The organism is Labrys neptuniae, from assembly GCF_040797145.1.
GTDB lineage: Bacteria > Pseudomonadota > Alphaproteobacteria > Rhizobiales > Labraceae > Labrys > Labrys neptuniae.
Genome location: NZ_JBFNQD010000005.1, coordinates 196515 through 213551 on the forward strand (window position 1 = coordinate 196515; position 17037 = coordinate 213551).

The window sequence follows — 17037 nt, forward strand, 5'->3', positions numbered from 1 at the left end:
GTCTTTTCTCCTTTTCGAAAGGGAACGCGCCATTGGCCCGCGCTCGGCCGCCGCGATGGCAAGAGCCCGCTCGGCCGCCGGCAGGTGGAAGCACGTTCCCGTTTCTCCAAGAATAGGACTGGTGCATTGCCTCCGTTAGATGCAAAATTGTGCATAGGTCTATATCGGATTTTCATGAATGCATCGCAGCGAATACGGCGATCTTGCCGCTTTCCTGACCGTCGCCGAGGAAGGCAGTTTCACTCGCGCGGCTGCACAATTGGGCACGTCCCAGTCTGCGCTGAGCCATACCGTTCGGCGCTTGGAGGAACGGCTGGGGCTGCGCCTCCTCAGTCGAACCACCCGGAATATTTCGATGACCGAGGCCGGGGCCAAGCTATATGCCGCACTGGCTCCCGCCTTCGACGATATTCGCGGCAGCTTGGCCGCCTTGGACGAATTGCGTGAGAAGCCGGCCGGCACGATCCGCATCACCTCGAGTCGAAGTGCCTCCGATGCCATCCTGATGCCTGCGGCGCGCAAGCTGATGGCGGATTACCCCGACCTCAACATCGAGATTTCAATCGACCAAAGGCTGACGGACATTGTCGGGGACGGTTTCGATGCCGGCATCCGCCTGGGCGAGCAGGTCGAGAAGGACATGATTGCCGTGCGGATCTCGCCGGACTTGCGGATGGCGGTCGTGGGGTCGCCGGGTTATTTTGAAGTGCACCCCAAACCCAAAACACCCCATGACCTGACCGGCCACAACTGCATCAACCTGCGCTTGCCCACCAAAGGCGGGCTCTATGCCTGGGAATTCGAAAAGAATGGCAGGCCGCTCAATGTCAGGGTGGAGGGGCAATTCACCTGTAACGACGTTCTGTTGATCATCAACGCAGCATCGAATGGGCTTGGGCTTGCCTGCCTGCCGGATGACATGGTGAAAGACCCCATCTGTGCCGGACAACTTGTCCGGGTCCTCGAAGACTGGTGTCCTCCCTTTCCCGGCTATCACCTTTATTATCCGAGCCGGCGGCAACACTCGGCTGCTTTTACCCTTTTTATCGAGGCGCTGCGCTGGCGAGGCCCGAGAGACTTTCCCCTCGCAGCAGAAACACGGGCCTAGACGGCGGAGGTCGAGCGGTCTGAGCAGCGGCAACGAAGCGCGGGCACGCCATCACCGGCACCAAAACTCGACCCAAGTACCTGTTTACGCATTCTCCTGGCGGCCATCGATGTCGACGGACGGAGACTGATCAGGAACGTTCGACAAAACATCGGCGTCGAAGACGGAGATGGAAGCGGATCTCCTGCTTGAAGACGTCGCGGAAATCCGCAAAGCAGCGGAATCCGAACAGTTTCACCAAGCGGCTGACGGCCGAGGTCGGGATGCCGCAAGCCTTTGCCATGTCGCGCGCCGACCCCAAGGCGACCTGAAGGCGATTGTCGAGGGCATAGTCCATGGCCGTTTGCGCCCAGGGTTTCAACCCGACGCGCATCTCTGCAAACCGCTGGCACAGTTCGGCAAGGTCTCTTGGATGCTCAGATCGTTCCATGTCCTGCCCCGCGAATTGACTGTTTGCGCGCGATCGAGGGAAGCGCAGCGACATCGATCCCGCTCAGACGCGGCCCCGCAGGGAGCTCTCGAGCTCGACGAGTTCCTGCCCCCCGGCCATCAGGTTCTGCAATTCGTCGTGGCTGACCTCGCCGCGAAGGGCGGTACCCAAGGTCTTGCCGTGATTGAGCACCGTAAAGCGGTCACCGATCGCCAGGGCATGGCGGACATTATGGGTGATGAACACCACGCCCACCCCCTTGGACCGCACCCTGTCGATGGTCGCCAGGACGTTCGCGGTCTGCCTTACGCCCAATGCGGAGGTGGGCTCGTCCAGGATCAGGACACGGGCACCGAAATAGACCGCCCTGGCGATCGCAACCGATTGCCGTTCGCCTCCCGAGAGCGTCCCGACCGCCTGCCCCGGCTCGCGCAGACGAATGCCCATCCGCGTCATTTCCTCCATGGTGACGCGATTGGCCATCTCGAAATCATAGAAGCGAAACGGGCCGAACCTCTTCCTGGGTTCCCGGCCCAGGAAGAAATTGCGGGTCACGGACATCAGGGGGATCATCGCCAGGTCCTGGAAGACGGTCGCAATACCCCCATCGATGGCATCGCGGGCACCGGCGAATGCGACGGACTTGCCATCGAGCAGCAGCTCACCCCTTGTCGGCCGATGCACGCCGGACATCGTCTTGATCAGTGTCGACTTGCCCGCGCCGTTGTCGCCGAGCAGGCAGTGCACCTCACCCTCGTTGATGGCGATGCTGACACCGGCCAGCGCGATCACCATGCCGAAATGCTTCTCGATGTTCTTCAGTTCGAGGATCGTCTTCGCCATGGTCAGCGCTCCCCGGTGATGATGCGGCGGATATAGGTGTTGAGGACGACAGCCACCAACAGGATGAGCCCCAGGAAAACCCGGAACAGGGAGCTTTCGACGCCAGCAAAGAAGAGCCCCTGCTGGACGACACCGAAGATGACGGCACCCAGGGCCGCACCGGCCACGGTGCCATAGCCCCCCGTCAGCAGCGTGCCGCCGATCACCGCCGCGATGATGGCCTCGAACTCCTTGAGAAGCCCGCGATCGGCAGCCGCGGACCCGAATTCGAGGACCTGGCAGGTCGCCAGCACCGTGGCGCAGAAGGCCGTGAGCATGAACATGCAGACCTTCACGCGCCCGACGGGCACGCCGACATTGCGCGCAGCGTTGGCATCGCCGCCGGCGGCAAAGATCCAGCTGCCGAACACGGTGCGGGTGAGAACGACATGGGCGACGATCGCCAGGCCAAGCGCCCAGACCATCAGCATGGGAATGCCGTCGACGATCGGCTGGCCGGCCTTGGGGCCCGCCTTGAAGGTGCCGATCACCCCCTGCTCGGCCAGCCAGGCGAACAGGCCCTGCAAGATCTTGCCTCCGAAGACCGGCGCCAGCCAATCTCCGGCAGATGCGGCCTTGAGCCCGCCGATGATGGTCGAGCCATTGGTCAGGATCGGGATGTAGGTCGTCAGGCCGCGCAGGATGAAAAGTGCCGCCAAGGTGACGATGAAGGAGGGCAGCCCGGTGCGCAGGATCAGGAAGCCGTTGAGCGCCCCGATCGCCAGCGACACCGCGAAAGCCGAGAGAATTGCCAGCCACATCGGAAAACCGAACGAGGTCGACAGCAAGGCGATCACGATGCCGGAAAAGCCGATCATCGAGCCGACCGAAAGATCGAACTCGCCCGCAATCATCAGCAGGCAGGCGCCGACGGCGATAATCATGAACTGAGCCGAGACCGTGCCCCAATTCATCACCCCTTCCAGGGAGAACATGCCGGAGGCAGGCGCGAGCATCAGAAAGAACACGAACACGGCGATCGTGCCGCAGATCGCCCCGAGTTCGGGTCTGATCAAGGCTTTGCGAAATGGCGAGACACGACGCAGTCGGGCGTCGGCCATGAGCGGCGCCGCCCCTTTGGGGTCGTTCATTCCTTCCTCCCTGATCCATCAGCCGGACAAGCCGTCTGAACCTTCGAAAGTACAGCCTTGTAATTCATGCCGGTCGTAGCGGCGGTTGGCTGTAATCAGTCGAGTTTGCTTTGGAGCTGTACGAAACGTCAGCCCGAAACAACTTCCGGGATCCTCGCATCCCACGATGGATGCGGGGCTCGCGGCAGTCTGCCCGACAGGATCTTCCTGTCCGAGCATGGGATCATAGTAGGCAGGGGCACCTTTCCAGGCGACAACAATTATGATCATATTTGATCAAGGTCATCGAACAGCAGGGCCACGGACCATGCCGGGAGCGCGGATGAAAAAAGCGACGTTGGCGGACATTGCGCGCGAGGCGGGGGTCGGAACCGCGACGGTCGAGCGCGTCCTGAACTCACGCGGCAATGTCACGCCCGCCACCATCGAGAAAGTCGTGCAGGCCATGCGCCAGCTCGGCAGCACGCGGGCCCTGCCGCAGAAATATAGCGGCGTCCTGCGTGTCGAGGTCCTGATGGTGCGTCGTGAGACGCCCTTCTTCACCCGGCTGAACGAGGCCTTCATCCGCATCTCGGAATCGCTCGATCCGAGCATCCTGCTTCACCGCACCTTCGTGGACGAAAACGCCCCTGCCAGCGTGGCCCAGCGGATTGCGGAGCCCGGCTTTCGCCGGGTTGGGCTGATCATCGTCGCTCCCGACCATCCGGAGGTTCGGGCCAGGCTCGCCCAGGAGCGCGAAAAGGGCGTCGCCATCGTCCAGATCGTGTCCCGGATCGACGGGTCCCACGATGCCTTCGTCGGCATCGACAATTATGCGGCGGGCCGGACGGCCGCCATGCTGATGGCGAAGATGCTGAGAGGCGCATCCGGGCATTTGGCCGCGCTTTGCCACAACGGCGTCTACGAAGTGCACCGGGAGCGCATCCGCGGTTTCTCGGACTACCTTGCCGAGCATGCGGGAGATGGCCTGCTGTTCTCGCAGACGCTGTTCGGGCTCGACCAGGACCAGCGATCGGCCGAGGTTCTCGATACGGCGCTGAAGCGCGATCCTGGGATCATCGGCCTCTACAATGCGGGCGGCGCCAATGCCGGCGTGGCCTCCGTCCTGGAACGGCGCAAATCCGGCCAACCCCTGATGTGGGTCGGCCATGAGCTGACGGATGAATCCCGGCTTTGGCTGCGATCGGGCTTGATGGATATCGTCCTGGATCAGGCCCCAGAGACGCAGGCCCGGCGCGCCATCGATACGGTCCTGAGGAAGATCGGCTTCATCACGGTCGAGGTTAGCTCCGAACCCGTGCGCTTCTATACGATCACTGCCGAGAACCTTTAGCGCCAGGCGTGGAGCGAGGTCGAAATCAAACGGGGGCATCACGCGCCCCCGCTCTTTGCGCGATGGTTTGTCAGCGATGGCTTGTCAGCGATACTTGCCGGCCAGCGCCAGGACCTGGTCGATATTGGCCTTGGTGATCAGGCCGGGGCCCGAGGCGACGTCGTTCGCCTGCAGCACGCCATAGCGTGCATAGTTGGTCAGCACGGTGACCGCATCATAGCCCTGCAGGAAGGGCTGCTGGTCGATGGCGACCTTGACCGTGCCATCCTTCATGGCCGCGACGATGTCCTTGCTGAGATCGAAGCTTGCGAAGAAATACTTGTCGCCGGCGCCCTGGTCCTTCACCCATTTGATCATCGGATCGGCACTGGTCGGGCCGAGTGTCAGGATGGCCTGGGTGTCGGGATGCGCCTTGAGGAAGGCCGCCGAACGATTGACGACATCGTTGGGATCGGTGCCGGAATCGATCTCCTGGTCGCCCAGCGGCACACCGAGCCCGTCTGCGAAGCCCTTGCAGCGCTGGTGCGAGACCGGGTGCTGGTAGAAATGGTTCACGCATAGGAAGCTCTTGACCTGCGCGGCCTTGGCCTGCTCGCCGGCAGCCTTGCCCGCGTCATATTCGGCCTGGCCGATATAGCGCAGCGCACCGATCTTCTTGGCGATCTCGGCCGAGCCGGAATTCACGATCACCACGGGAATGCCGGCCGCAACGGCATTGGAAAGCGGATCGTTGACGATATTCTCGTCGGGAACCGTGGCGATGATGGCCGTCGGCTTCGATGCCGCCGCCTGATCGATCAGGCGCCCCATTTCGGAGAGATCACCGCCAGTCGGATTGCGAAATTCGATCTTCACGCCGAGCTGATCCGCGGCCAGCTGGGCCGAGTTCCGGATGACGTTGAAGAACGAATCCGATTCCGACCAGTGGCCGACGAACACGATCCGTTCCGCGGCAAAACCGGATGCGGTCGACATCAACAGCGCGCAAGCGCCGAGAGTGGCCTTGAGCCATGCCTTCATTGAACCCTCCCTTGGATCAGCCGGCTCGCCTTGTGTTCCGTGTGGAGCCGCGCTCTGTTGTTCAGTTTAGAGGGGCTCCAAGGCTGCTCAACGCATGATTTGATCAAATTTGATCTTGCCCGGATGACTGCCGGAGGTTCCGACGGCGGGCAAGGGACGGCGCCATTGAAAAGGGCCGGTCACGCAAGGTGCCGGCCCGTCATCGTTCGACGGAAAGGTGCGAGGCGCTGCCGACCCTACAGGCACACCCTCACATCGGTGCCATCCGTCTCGGCCCGGTATGTCTTGAGATTGACGCAGGGCGGCATGCGCAACGCCTCGCCGGTTCGATAGTCGAAGGCGCCCGAATGCTTCGGACATTCGATCTCGTAGTCCATGACCAGGCCATCGGCCAGATGAATGGCCTCATGGGTGCAGAGCCCGTCGGTGCAGAAGACCTCGTCGCTCGGCGAGCGATAGATCGCGTAGGTCCTGCCGCCATGGTCGAAGCGAATGACACCCTCGGCTTCGATGTCGGCCAGCTTGCAGGCAGTGATCCAGTCGGCCATCTCTATGCTCCTGCCCGGTCGGTTTCATTGGATTTCTTGGCCTCGGCCTTCGCATTGAGGCGGGCCTTCTTCTTTTCGTAGCGGACCTGCATCTGCTTCTCCCCCTCCTTGCTGCCGTCGTGGAACGTGCCGAACCACTTGTCGAAGGGGATCAGCCCGTCGCCATAGTTCACCTCGAAATATTTGTGGTGGAGGTAGTGGATATAGGCGTGGCTATCGACGGCGGTGTCCTCGCCCAGTTCCACCTTGTCGAAGCCGACATGGCCGGGAATGGCACCAAATCCGGCGAAATGCAGCTGGTAGAGCGCCATGATCGGGTTGGATGGGATGATCAGGTGCCAGAACATGGTGCCGAGATAGAAGAACTGCTCGACGGGATGCATCGAGAGGGACGACCACGGCGAGGGATTCACCGAATTGTGGTGGACGGAGTGCACCCATTTGTAGAGCGGTCCCCAATGGATCGCCCGATGCAGCAGGAAGAAATGGGTCTCGTGAATGATCGGCACCAGGAGCGCGAGCACGAACAGATAGACCGGGTTCTGCGCGAAGGCGAGCCACGGCACCCAGCCATTGGCGAAGGCCATGAGCACGAACACCTCGATACCCGTCCAGATCGGCAGTCCGGTTCCGAAGGTGCGCAGCATGTTGTCGACATTCTGACGCTCGAAGAAGAAGGCTTTCGAACACTGCTCGGCCGGAAATTTCCCGTTATATTTGAAGCGGTTGCCCTGCGAACGCAGAATATAGAGCTTCAGTTCGAAGGCGCCGAAGAACAGGAAGACGGCGATGGCGTTGGCGGCGAAGAGCTTCAACACCCAGCCCCAGGCCAAGGCCTTCATCACCTCGGGCTCCGGCAGGACAAAATACCACCAGGCAACGGCCGAGAGCGCGAACAGGACGTTGTAGGGAAGAAAATAGTGCGGAAGCCACTTCAGGAACTTCAGCGGCTGCGGCGGGAATGTGAAGACGGGCGCCGTTGAGGCCGGCTCGTTCGGAGCCCAGTCGCCGCGCTTGTTGCGCGCGCCATAGGAAAGGTCGTCCATGACGGCCTCCTTTCAGAGCTTGTTGGAAAGGGTCAGGAAACGTTCGAAGGCGTCGTCGTCCATGTCGACCTGGTGCACGGCCTGCGGATAGGCGCCATTCTCGACATCAGCTGCGAAGGCCTGGAACGCGGTCACGCGCTTTTGCTGCAGCTCCGCCTCGAGGACAGCGAAATCGGCATATTTCTTGGCGTGACGGGGGTAATGCCCTCTATTCGTCCCCAGCACATCGGATGAAAACAGATATTGCGTGTCGCAGGTCGATCCGCATCCCATGCCCATCGTGATCATCGGGGTCGAGCGCGTGATGAAGTCGGCGAGGCGCACGGGGACCACTTCGACCTCGATGAAAGCCGCTCCTGCATTCTCGATATCCTTGACGGCGCGCATCACCTGGACCGCCTCTTCGGCCTTCTTTCCGATGGCGCGAAAATTCGTCCAGGTCGCTCGATTTGGCACGAGGCCGACATGGCCGGTGACCGGGATGCCTTCGCGCGCCATGGCTTCGATGAAAAACGGAGAATGCGAACAATAGATGGAATCGGCGCCGCGGCGAAGGATCTCGAAGCCGAGCCGGATGGCTTCCTGGGGCGACGAGACAGAGCCATGCGGCATCCCCGCCGACAGGAAGGCACCAGGCGCGGCCTTGCGCAGGGCTTCGAGCTGATGATCGGGCTCGCAGGAGAGGATCACGATGCCAGCGGCCTGCGCGGCGGCAGCCTCGGCCGGGGTATCGACATGCAGCTGGAGCCACTTTCGCAAGCCTTTCTGGCTCCGCAGATCATAAACCGACGGCCGACGGTCCATCGCCTTTTCTCCCTTTTTCTTGCATCGATGATAGCCGGCGTGCCGGAGTCCGTCGCCGGATTACTTGATCAGAATTGATCAAGCGCTGGCGACCTGCCCGCTCGCAAGTCACCGCCTCGGCCCGGCAGGCTGCCCGGTGTGTTCACGCCGCAAGCAAGCTCTTGAGATTGACGTTCGGCGCGGACAAGGCGGCCGCCGAGGGCCTGGTACGCCTGGCGATCAACATCTCCGCCAGGCGGATATCGCGGGCCACCGCATTGCCCGGCCCGATGCCGCTCGCCGCGACCAGGCGGCCCGTGCCATCCAGATGAAACTGCAGAACGGCATGCGGTCCGAGGTCTCGCCGCACAATCGAGCATCCCTGATCGACCAATCCGGCAACCTGGAGGCTGAGATCGTATTGATCCGACCAGAACCAGGGCACGGCGGAAATCATGTCATTGGCGCCGAGCATGTTGCGGGCCGCCAGCGCGCCGTGATCCTGCGCGTTGCGCCAGGATTCCAGTCTCACCCGCCTGTTGTCGTAGACCGGCAGGGGGAACGAACAACAATCGCCGGCGGCGAAGATCGACGGGTCGCTGGTGCGAAGCTGGGCATCGACGGCTATCCCGTTTTCGATCGCCAGCCCGGCTGCCTCGGCAAGCTCCGTCGATGGCACCGCACCGACACCGGCCACCACGAGATCGGCGGCGATCTCCCGTCCGTTCGCCAAGCGCAGCACGGCCTGCCCTCCCCTGTCCTGCAAGGACAGGATGGAGATCCCGCACACCAGTTCGACGCCGGACGCCAGATGGCGGGCCTCCACCATACGGGCGATCTCTTCGGGCACGCCCCGGCTCAGGATGCGTTGCTGGACCTCGATCAGCGTTACGCCCGCGCCGCGCTGGATTGCACTGGCTGCAACCTCCAGCCCGATGAAACCGCCGCCGATGATGGCGATCCTGGCGCCAGGACGAAAATGGCCGCGCAGGCGCGCCACGTCCTCGAAACGACGCAATGTTACGCAGTGGCGGTCGTCGCCGTCCCCGGGAAGGATTATGCGCCGCGCACTCGCACCTGTAGCGAGCAGGAGCCTGTGATAGGCAAGCGTCCGGCCATCGGACAGATGCGCCTGCTTTGCCACGCGGTCGATGCCGTGCACCTTGATACCGGTCAGGCATGTGATTGCAGAAGCCTCGAAGCGAGCGGCGGTGGCGATGGTCTTCGGACCGGGCGCATCCTCGGTGGTCAGCGCATCCTTGGACAAGGGCGGCCGTTCATAGGGAAGATGCGTCTCCTCGCCGATGAGTGTCACCGAGCCCGCAAAGCCAAGCTCGCGCAATGCAAAGGCAGCCCTGCTCCCGGCCTCGCCCGCACCGATTATGACCATATGCTCGCTCATGGTTTCCATTCCGTCTTCACCGGCGACGCAATGGCGTCTCCGTTCCGTCGCGAAATGTGCGAGAAAATTCATCGGATTGAACGAGGAGTCTTGATCAGATTTGATCACAGCCGGTCATCAGCGCTCCGTCGTCCGGGCTGCCGGCACGCCAGCGCATTGCAGCAGCAAGGAGGTTTCGCATCCAGGCAGCCAGGCTGGACCGACGTGGCCAAGGCCGAAATCCACTTGGCGACAGCCCCGATCGTCCCGCAGAAGGCCCATCGTGCCAAACGGCAACCCACTGTTCCATAGGTCCATGCCCATGCTAAAAGCTCCCTCAAATGCGTAATTTCGGGAAGCTGTGAATTTGCATTGTCGTGTTCCCGACCGTTGGACTCTCCAGTCTCGATTGGCTGCTGCATGATCCTGCTGGTTGGCAACGGTCCCATCTCTCCTGACGCAGTGTCCCTTGCCGATCAGGCCAGCTTCGTTGTCCGCTTCAACGACTGCCGGTCCTATGCCGACCTGCCGGGCCCTACGCATGCCGTGGCCATCTGCAACACGGGTCGGCCTGGCTATGCGATGGCGACCTCCACCAAGTGGCGATCTCATTCGGCGATCCGCGAAGCCGGCGAACTATGGTGCGTACGCAACCCAGCCAAGTTTCTGGATCTGAGGGCGGCCATCATCGATATGTGGCCCGACCTCACCGATTTTTGCGATGATCACACGTCGAGATTCGCCACCTATTGCGCTGTCGTCGGCAAGGACTTTCTGGTTTTCGATCGCAAGCTCCACGACGAAGTCGATCGTGACCTCGCTGATCTTGCGGCTCCGCCCTATGTGGTGCCAAGCAGCGGAATGCTGGCGCTCCACTATGTTCTCCAGCGTTTCGCCCACCTTCCCATCATTCTCGTCGGCTTTACCCATCAGGGGTGGGAGTGGCACCCTTTTTCTGCCGAAAAGACCCTCGTGGATCGCTACATTCGGCTTGGTCGGGTAACGCGCCTTTAGCCCCCGCCGAGATGAAGCTTCATCCCGCGCCTGGCGATCAAGGGTATTTGCGCATCCCCAGCCGCCTCTTCGTCATGCCACGGCCGTCTGTCTGCCCATGATGAAAGCCGTCAGGCGAGGACAGACGAAATCGAGGAAGGCCCTGACGCGATAGGGCAGATGCGGGCCGCCCAGATAGAGGGCATGGATCTGTTCCTCGTCCCCCTCGACCGCCTCCGACAGCACCTCGACCAGGCGGCCCGCTGCGATATCGGCCCGGACATGGTATTCGCCGAGCCGCGCCAACCCGGCTCCCGCCACCGCCATCCGCCGGACGGTCTCGCCATTATTGGCAAGCAGAGGCCCGCCGACGACGCGATCGACGATGCGTCCCCCTTCCCTCAGCGGCCAGACCGGCGCGGCCCGCCGGAAATTGAAGCCGAGGCAATTGTGCCCGGCGAGGTCCTCCACGGTCCTTGGCTCCCCCCGGCGCTCGATATAGCGCGGAGCAGCGACGATCTTGCGCCTGGCCACGCCGATGCGGCGTGCGATCATGGCGGAATCCTGCAGCGCGCCCACCCGGAAGGCGACATCGGTACGGTCGAGATAGAGGTCGACGATCTCGTCGGAGAGGGAGACATCGACGACGATGTTGGGATGAGCCTCCCAGAACGCCGGCAGCAAGGGCTCCAGGCCCAGCACGCCGAAAGCGACCGAGGCGTTGACCCGGACGGTGCCGCCGGCACTGGCCGCGCCCTGGGACAGGCCGCGCTCGATCTCGTCCAGTTCCGCCAGCAAGGCGAGGCTCTTCTCATAGAAGATCTGGCCCTCGGCCGTCAGCGACAGCCGGCGCGTGGAGCGCTCGAGCAGGCGCACGCCCAGGCGCTCCTCGATGCGACCGATCAGCTTGCTGACCGTTGAGGGCGTCATCAACAGCAACCGGGCAGCCTCGGAGAAGCTCCCGCTCTCCACCACGCGCAGGAAGACCTGCATTTCGCCGACGCGATTGTCCATGCGACGCCCAATCTGTGAACTGACTTCACAGATAATGTGGAAAGTGAGGCGATTATCAAGCCGGATCCAAACACATATCTAACCATTCATGAAAAAGAATTCCGCATTGGAACTGATCCGCAAGCCGGATCACATGACCCTCGGCATCGAATTGCCGCTCGACAATGACTGGTCGCCCGCCGGCGAGGCCCGGCGAGCGGCGCAAGGGCGCCCGCGCGGCGTTCCCGATCTCAGCGCGCAGACCGATCTTGTCCGCAGGGCCGACGACCTCGGTTTCTCGGCGATCTGGATGCGCGACGTGCCTGTCTTCGACCAGGTGAACATGGGCGATGCCGGCTCGGTCTACGATGTCTTCACCCTGCTCGGTTTTCTCGCCGGCGTGACCCGCAGGGTGGCCCTCGGTACCGCCGCGGTCGTCCTGCCGATCCGCCATCCCCTGATGACGGCCAAGGCGGCGGCCTCGGTGGACGCCCTCTCCGGCGGCCGCCTGATCCTCGGCGTGGCCTCGGGCGACCGGCCGGTCGAATATCCACTGCTCGGCCTTGATTTCGAGGCCCGCGGCGAAGCCTTCCGGGAGGCGGTCACCTATCTGCGGGCGGCCTGGCAGCCCGGCGGCCTGCCGGTGAATGGCGAGCGTACGCCGGCGCTGGACCTGCTGCCGAGGCCGGTGCAGCCGACGATTCCCCTGGTGGTGGCCGGCCAGGCCCGGCAGGACGACGCCTGGCTCGCCGCCCATATGGACGGTCGCTTCGTCTATCCGGGCAGCCTCGACAAGACCGCCCGGCAGGCGCGCGGCTGGACCGATGCGACGGCCGGGCACGGCGCTTTCATCAGCGCTTTCCACCTCGATCTGCTCGACCAGGCCGACGCACCGGCGACGCCGATCCGCTTCGGCGCCCGTGTCGGCCGCAAGGGCCTTGTCGCGCATTTCCGCGCCTTGGCGGCGGCGGGTGTCGATCACGTCGCCATCAATCTGCGGCAGTCGGCCCGCCCGCCTGCCGAAGTCCTCGATGAACTCGCATCGGACGTCATGCCGATGCTGACCAGGAAACCCGCGGCGCTGGCCGCCTGACGATCCCAGGAGACGAAAATGCAGACCATCAGTGTCCATGGCGCTGTGATCCCCACCCTCGGTTTCGGCGTGTTCCGCATGTCGGATGCCGAAGTGGAGCGCGTCGTTCCCGCTGCCCTCGAAGCCGGCTTCCGCCATTTCGATACAGCCCAGATCTATCAGAACGAGGCCGCGCTCGGCCGCGCCCTCCAGGCCGCCGGCGCCCGCCGCGAGGAGCTGTTCCTGACCACCAAGGTCTGGGTCGACAACTACAGCCGGGCCAGGTTCGCGGCCTCGGTCGATGAAAGCCTCGACAGGCTGAAGGTCGACCAGGTCGACCTCCTGCTGCTGCATTGGCCGGGTGACAAGGTCGCCATCGCCGATCAGGTCGAAATGCTGAACGCCGTCCAGGCCGCCGGCAAGACCCGCTTCATCGGCGTGAGCAACCAGAATATCGCCCAGATGAAGGAGACGGTAGCACTGAGCCAGGCGCCCATCGTCACCAACCAGGTCGAACTTCACCCCTATCTCGACCAACGCGCCCTCGCCGCGGCCGCCAAGTCCATGGGCCTGGTCGTCAGCGCCTATTACGGCATGGCCGACGGCGCTGTGCCCCGCGATCCGCTGCTCCAGCGCATCGGCGCGAAATACGGCAAGAGCGCCGCGCAGGTTGCGCTACGCTGGCTGGTCCAGCAGGGCTTCGTGGCACTGTCCAAGACCGCCAGGCCCGAGCGCGTAGCCGAGAATGTCGCGATCTTCGACTTCGTCCTGAGTGAGGACGACATGGCGGTGATCGGCGCGCTCGCCCGTCCGGATGGACGCCTCGTCAACCCTCCGGGTCTCGCCCCGGCCTGGGACGCCTGAGGAGGATCGATGATGAGCACGAACGGTGTCGCTTCCGGCGACGAGCTTCGGCAGGGGTTCAACTGGCCCCTGCTCGCCTTGGCCATCGGCGCCTTCGGCATCGGGACGACCGAATTCACGCCCATGGGCCTGCTGCCGGTCATCGCCGACGGCGTGGGTGTCACGATCCCGACGGCCGGCATGCTCGTCAGTGCCTATGCGATCGGCGTGATGCTGGGCGCCCCGATCATGACGCTCGCCTTCAGTCGTTTCGGCAAGCGCGCCGCCCTGATGCTGCTGATGGGCATTTTCACCGTCGGCAACATCCTGTCGGCGCTCGCGCCGGGATATGCCACCCTGCTGCTCGCGCGGCTGGTCACCAGCCTCAACCACGGCGCCTTCTTCGGTCTCGGCGCCGTGGTTGCCGCCAGTGTCGTGCCCAAGGAGAAGCAGGCCAGCGCGGTCGCGACCATGTTCATGGGCTTGACGATCGCCAATATCGGCGGCGTACCCGCAGCCACCTGGATCGGCCAGCAGATCGGTTGGCGCATGGCCTTCGCCGGTACGGCCGTGCTCGGCCTCCTCGCCATCGCCTCGCTGTGGCTGGCGCTGCCGAAGGGAGAGCCCGGCAAGGTGCCGGACGTCAAGCGCGAGCTCGGCGTCCTCATCCGCCCGGCCGTCCTGCTGGCAATGGCGACGACCGTGATGGGTGCCGGCGCCATGTTCACGCTCTACACCTATGTCGCTCCGGTGCTGGCGGACCTCACCGGCGCCTCGGACACCTTCGTCACGCTCGCGCTGGTGCTGATCGGCGTCGGCTTCACCCTCGGCAACGGCCTGGGAGGCCGCCTCGCCGACTGGTCTCTCGACGGCGCCACCAAGATCTTCCTCGCCGCCCTCGCGCTTATCATGGTGCTGTTGCCCTTGGTGTTGACGAGCCATGTCGGGGCGGCGATCGGGCTGCTCGCCTGGGGTGCTGCAACCTTCGCCATCGTCCCGCCGGTACAGATGCGGGTGATGCAGGCGGCGGCGGAAGCACCCGGCCTAGCCTCCTCGATCAATGTCGGCGCCTTCAATCTCGGCAATGCGGTCGGTGCGGCTGTCGGCGGCGGGGTCATCAGCCTTGGCTGGGGCTACGCGGCGGTTCCCGTGGCCGGCGGTGCGCTTGCCGCAGCCGGCCTGGCGCTGGTGTGGCTCGGCCGGACACGGACTGCCCTGGCCTGCCAGGCCTGAGCCAACGATCGCAAAGGTGAAACGAACATGAATCCTATCGCATTTCCTCTGGCCGGACAGCAGTTCGAGGTCGACTACGGCGACCTCGTCGCCACCAATGCCTATGCATCGGATGGCCCCTCACTCCGCTATGAGATCACCAAGGGACCGCTGACCGGCAACAAGGCGACTGTCGGCTTCGAATGGCGGCAACTGGCCGGACAGTCCTATGCCATCTCCTGGCAGGAGGCCGACGGCTCCACGGTCGTCCATATCGACGACTTCGAAGCGGGGCGCTCGCTCGCCTTTTTCACGACGCCGGATGGCACGTTCTTCCGCCTGGAAGGCAGCCTGCGGCCGCTCGCTGCATCATAAGGGTGGCAGGCCTGGTGCCGACGGCGCAACCAGGCCTGCAGCAACGGTCCAGGAGGCCTGGAATGCTCGAGCACAGGCGCTACATTCAAACGCCGGACGGCTATTTCATGGTCCTGCGGCAGGGCGACGACGTCTTCGCGCGGCTTGAAGCCCTGATGAAGGAGGAAGCGGTTCCGGCTGCCGGCTTTGTCGGCTTCGGATTTCTCCGGCAAGCGACCTTCGGGTTCTTCGATTTCGACAACAAGGCCTATCGCCCGAAAACCATCGAGAATCTGGAGCTCGCCAACATGACCGGCACCCTGGCCTGGAAGGATGGCGAGCCCGCGATTCACGCCCACGGCGTGGCGGCGGACAGCACCTTCCAAACCTTCGGCGGCCACCTGCTTGCGCTCGAGGTCGGTCGTGGCTCGCTGGAGATCCATGTGTCGGTCTTTCCGACGCGACTGGAGCGGGCGCTCGATCCGTCGATCGGCGCGAATGTGCTGCAGCTCTGACGCAAAGATCGCGGATCCCGCACTCGCGGCCCGATCGGCGGTCTTTCCCCGGGACGCGGCGTTCCGCGCCGAACGCGTTGCGCAGGGCAGCATGAGCTGACGCAAAACGATGCGCCGAGCCGGGGCGCAGCTCTCGGCAGAAAGGGAGGAAAACCCTGTTTCGGCACCGGATCACCTGTGACAAGGTTTGCAACGGCTTACGCCGCACGGCTATACCGGATGCCCCATTCTACAGGATCGCCCCGTGCCCAGCAGCGAGTTCGAAGATACCATGCCAGCCGGGGCGAATCTTGCCGAGGAACTCGAGCGCGCCCGCGTGGCCTGGCTCTATTTCGTGGGAGGCCAGACCCAGCAGGAAATCGCCGAGCGCATGAACATCACCCGGCTGAAGGTGAACAAGATCATCGGCCAGGTCCGGGATACAGGCAAGGTGCAGATCCGTGTCAGCTTGCCGCTGAGTGACTGCATCGATCTCGCGGAGAGGGTTTCGGCACGATACGGCCTGGTCGAGTCGGTCGTGGTGCCGGACGTGACGGACTATCTCGAGCAGAAGCGCGTCATCGGCGAGGCGGCCGGCATGCTCGCCAGTTCCCTGATCAATGGCCAGGACATGGGCGTGGGCATCGGTTCGGGCCGCACGCTCAGCTATGCCGTGCGCGCGTTGACGGCGAAGCTGCGACCGACGAGCTGGGTGGTCGGGCTGACGGGCGGTGTCACCAGCGGTTCCTCGACGAATACCTTCGAGGTGGCGACGGCCTTCGCCCGCTCCCTCGGCGTGGAATGCCACTATTTGACGGCGCCGATCTATTGCGCCAATCCGGAAAGCCGCAACGCGGTGCTTCTGAACGAGGAGTTGACTGATGTCCTGGCGCGCACGGAAATTGCCGACATCGGCCTCGTTTCCTGCGGCCCGCTATCGCATGACACTTCGCTCACGCAGATCCGGGTCGTGAAGGATCATCTCGACGCCATTCTCAATCTGGGTGCCGTCGGCGAATTCATGGGGTGCTTCCTGGATTACCAAGGCCGCCCCGTCGACCACTTTCTCAACGAGTCGACCATCGCCCTGCCGCCTGACAAGCTCAAGATAAAGCCGATCTCGGTGCTGGTTTCGGGAGGCACCGACAAGATCCCGATTATCCGGGCGATCCTGCGGGCAGGATATGTCAACCGCCTCGTAACCAATGAATCGGTTGCCAGAGCCCTTCTGCAGGGGCCACGCTAGAGCATCGTGCCGAAAAGTGGATGCCGGTTTTCGGCAAAAGCGATGCGACAACGATAACCTACAGCATCAATGCTTGACCGACCAAGCATCGTCCTTGCGAGCGGGCCAAACATCGTGGCCGTTGGCTAGGCCGCCGGGGCAGGCCCGGCGGCGACAAATGTCCCGTTTCTTTCAACACTTCGGCCAAGCTGACCAGGACGTGCGCGCC

General features: G+C 63.5%; 18 protein-coding genes. 9 read left to right on the plus strand and 9 right to left on the minus strand.

Going from position 1 to position 17037, the window contains the following annotated elements; all coding sequences use genetic code 11:
• The first annotated feature begins 178 nt into the window (after positions 1–178).
• Entirely contained in the window at positions 179–1108 is a 930-nt protein-coding gene (locus tag ABXS05_RS16925) for a LysR family transcriptional regulator (protein ID WP_367624743.1), read from the plus strand.
• 130 nt (positions 1109–1238) lie between these two features.
• On the opposite strand, the gene ABXS05_RS16930 is transcribed toward ABXS05_RS16925, so the two are convergent.
• From ABXS05_RS16930 to ABXS05_RS16940, 3 genes are read right to left on the minus strand one after another with little or no spacing between them, the layout of a single operon-like run.
• Positions 1239–1592, minus strand: a complete 354-nt coding sequence (locus ABXS05_RS16930) for a hypothetical protein (RefSeq protein ID WP_311936945.1) — start codon at positions 1590–1592, stop codon at positions 1239–1241.
• 9 nt (positions 1593–1601) lie between these two features.
• Positions 1602–2381, minus strand: a complete 780-nt coding sequence (locus ABXS05_RS16935) for an ATP-binding cassette domain-containing protein (protein ID WP_367624744.1) — start codon at positions 2379–2381, stop codon at positions 1602–1604.
• A gap of 2 nt (positions 2382–2383) precedes the next feature.
• Positions 2384–3481 carry an ABC transporter permease gene (locus ABXS05_RS16940; RefSeq protein WP_376717679.1) on the minus strand — a complete coding sequence of 366 codons (1098 nt, stop codon included), beginning with the start codon at positions 3479–3481 and terminating at the stop codon, positions 2384–2386.
• A gap of 352 nt (positions 3482–3833) precedes the next feature.
• Between ABXS05_RS16940 and ABXS05_RS16945 the strand changes: the two genes are divergently transcribed.
• Positions 3834–4844 (plus strand): LacI family DNA-binding transcriptional regulator, encoded by a 1011-nt coding sequence (locus ABXS05_RS16945; RefSeq protein WP_367624745.1) that lies wholly within the window; start codon positions 3834–3836, stop codon positions 4842–4844.
• Between the two features lie 84 nt (positions 4845–4928).
• On the opposite strand, the gene ABXS05_RS16950 is transcribed toward ABXS05_RS16945, so the two are convergent.
• The 5 genes from ABXS05_RS16950 to ABXS05_RS16970 all read right to left on the minus strand — a co-directional run bounded on the left by ABXS05_RS16950 (position 4929) and on the right by ABXS05_RS16970 (position 9652).
• On the minus strand, positions 4929–5864 hold the full coding sequence (locus ABXS05_RS16950; RefSeq protein WP_311936956.1) for a sugar ABC transporter substrate-binding protein: 936 nt from the start codon (positions 5862–5864) through the stop codon (positions 4929–4931).
• Between the two features lie 236 nt (positions 5865–6100).
• Positions 6101–6412 carry a MocE family 2Fe-2S type ferredoxin gene (locus ABXS05_RS16955; protein ID WP_367624746.1) on the minus strand — a complete coding sequence of 104 codons (312 nt, stop codon included), beginning with the start codon at positions 6410–6412 and terminating at the stop codon, positions 6101–6103.
• Positions 6413–6414: 2 nt separating this feature from the next.
• Complete coding sequence (locus tag ABXS05_RS16960) at positions 6415–7458, minus strand: sterol desaturase family protein (RefSeq protein ID WP_367624747.1); 1044 nt, start codon at positions 7456–7458, stop codon at positions 6415–6417.
• 12 nt (positions 7459–7470) lie between these two features.
• Positions 7471–8217 carry a 3-methyl-2-oxobutanoate hydroxymethyltransferase gene (locus tag ABXS05_RS16965; RefSeq protein ID WP_367624748.1) on the minus strand — a complete coding sequence of 249 codons (747 nt, stop codon included), beginning with the start codon at positions 8215–8217 and terminating at the stop codon, positions 7471–7473.
• Positions 8218–8404: 187 nt separating this feature from the next.
• Positions 8405–9652: an NAD(P)/FAD-dependent oxidoreductase gene (locus ABXS05_RS16970; RefSeq protein WP_367624749.1), complete on the minus strand. Its 1248-nt coding sequence runs from the start codon at positions 9650–9652 to the stop codon at positions 8405–8407.
• 390 nt (positions 9653–10042) lie between these two features.
• Here ABXS05_RS16970 and ABXS05_RS16975 point away from each other — a divergent pair, with 390 nt between their 5' ends.
• Positions 10043–10636, plus strand: a complete 594-nt coding sequence (locus tag ABXS05_RS16975) for a Urease operon accessory protein (RefSeq protein ID WP_311936970.1) — start codon at positions 10043–10045, stop codon at positions 10634–10636.
• Between the two features lie 72 nt (positions 10637–10708).
• Here ABXS05_RS16975 and ABXS05_RS16980 read toward each other — a convergent pair whose 3' ends face one another.
• Positions 10709–11629: a LysR family transcriptional regulator gene (locus tag ABXS05_RS16980; RefSeq protein WP_311936972.1), complete on the minus strand. Its 921-nt coding sequence runs from the start codon at positions 11627–11629 to the stop codon at positions 10709–10711.
• 88 nt (positions 11630–11717) lie between these two features.
• Here ABXS05_RS16980 and ABXS05_RS16985 point away from each other — a divergent pair, with 88 nt between their 5' ends.
• From ABXS05_RS16985 to ABXS05_RS17010, 6 genes are all read left to right on the plus strand, one after another.
• A complete protein-coding gene (locus ABXS05_RS16985; protein WP_367624750.1) occupies positions 11718–12701 on the plus strand; it encodes a TIGR03571 family LLM class oxidoreductase in 984 nt (327 codons plus the stop codon).
• 18 nt (positions 12702–12719) lie between these two features.
• Positions 12720–13544, plus strand: a complete 825-nt coding sequence (locus ABXS05_RS16990; protein ID WP_367624751.1) for an aldo/keto reductase — start codon at positions 12720–12722, stop codon at positions 13542–13544.
• A 12-nt stretch (positions 13545–13556) separates the two neighbouring features.
• Positions 13557–14756 carry an MFS transporter gene (locus ABXS05_RS16995; protein ID WP_367624752.1) on the plus strand — a complete coding sequence of 400 codons (1200 nt, stop codon included), beginning with the start codon at positions 13557–13559 and terminating at the stop codon, positions 14754–14756.
• Between the two features lie 27 nt (positions 14757–14783).
• The gene (locus tag ABXS05_RS17000) at positions 14784–15110 is read left to right on the plus strand and encodes a MoaF-related domain-containing protein (protein ID WP_367624753.1); all 327 of its coding nucleotides are present in this window, start codon (positions 14784–14786) and stop codon (positions 15108–15110) included.
• Positions 15111–15172: 62 nt separating this feature from the next.
• Positions 15173–15604, plus strand: coding sequence for a PPC domain-containing DNA-binding protein (locus tag ABXS05_RS17005; protein WP_311936983.1), 432 nt, complete (start codon positions 15173–15175; stop codon positions 15602–15604).
• 244 nt (positions 15605–15848) lie between these two features.
• Positions 15849–16829, plus strand: coding sequence for a sugar-binding transcriptional regulator (locus ABXS05_RS17010; protein WP_311936986.1), 981 nt, complete (start codon positions 15849–15851; stop codon positions 16827–16829).
• Positions 16830–17037 lie beyond the last annotated feature (208 nt).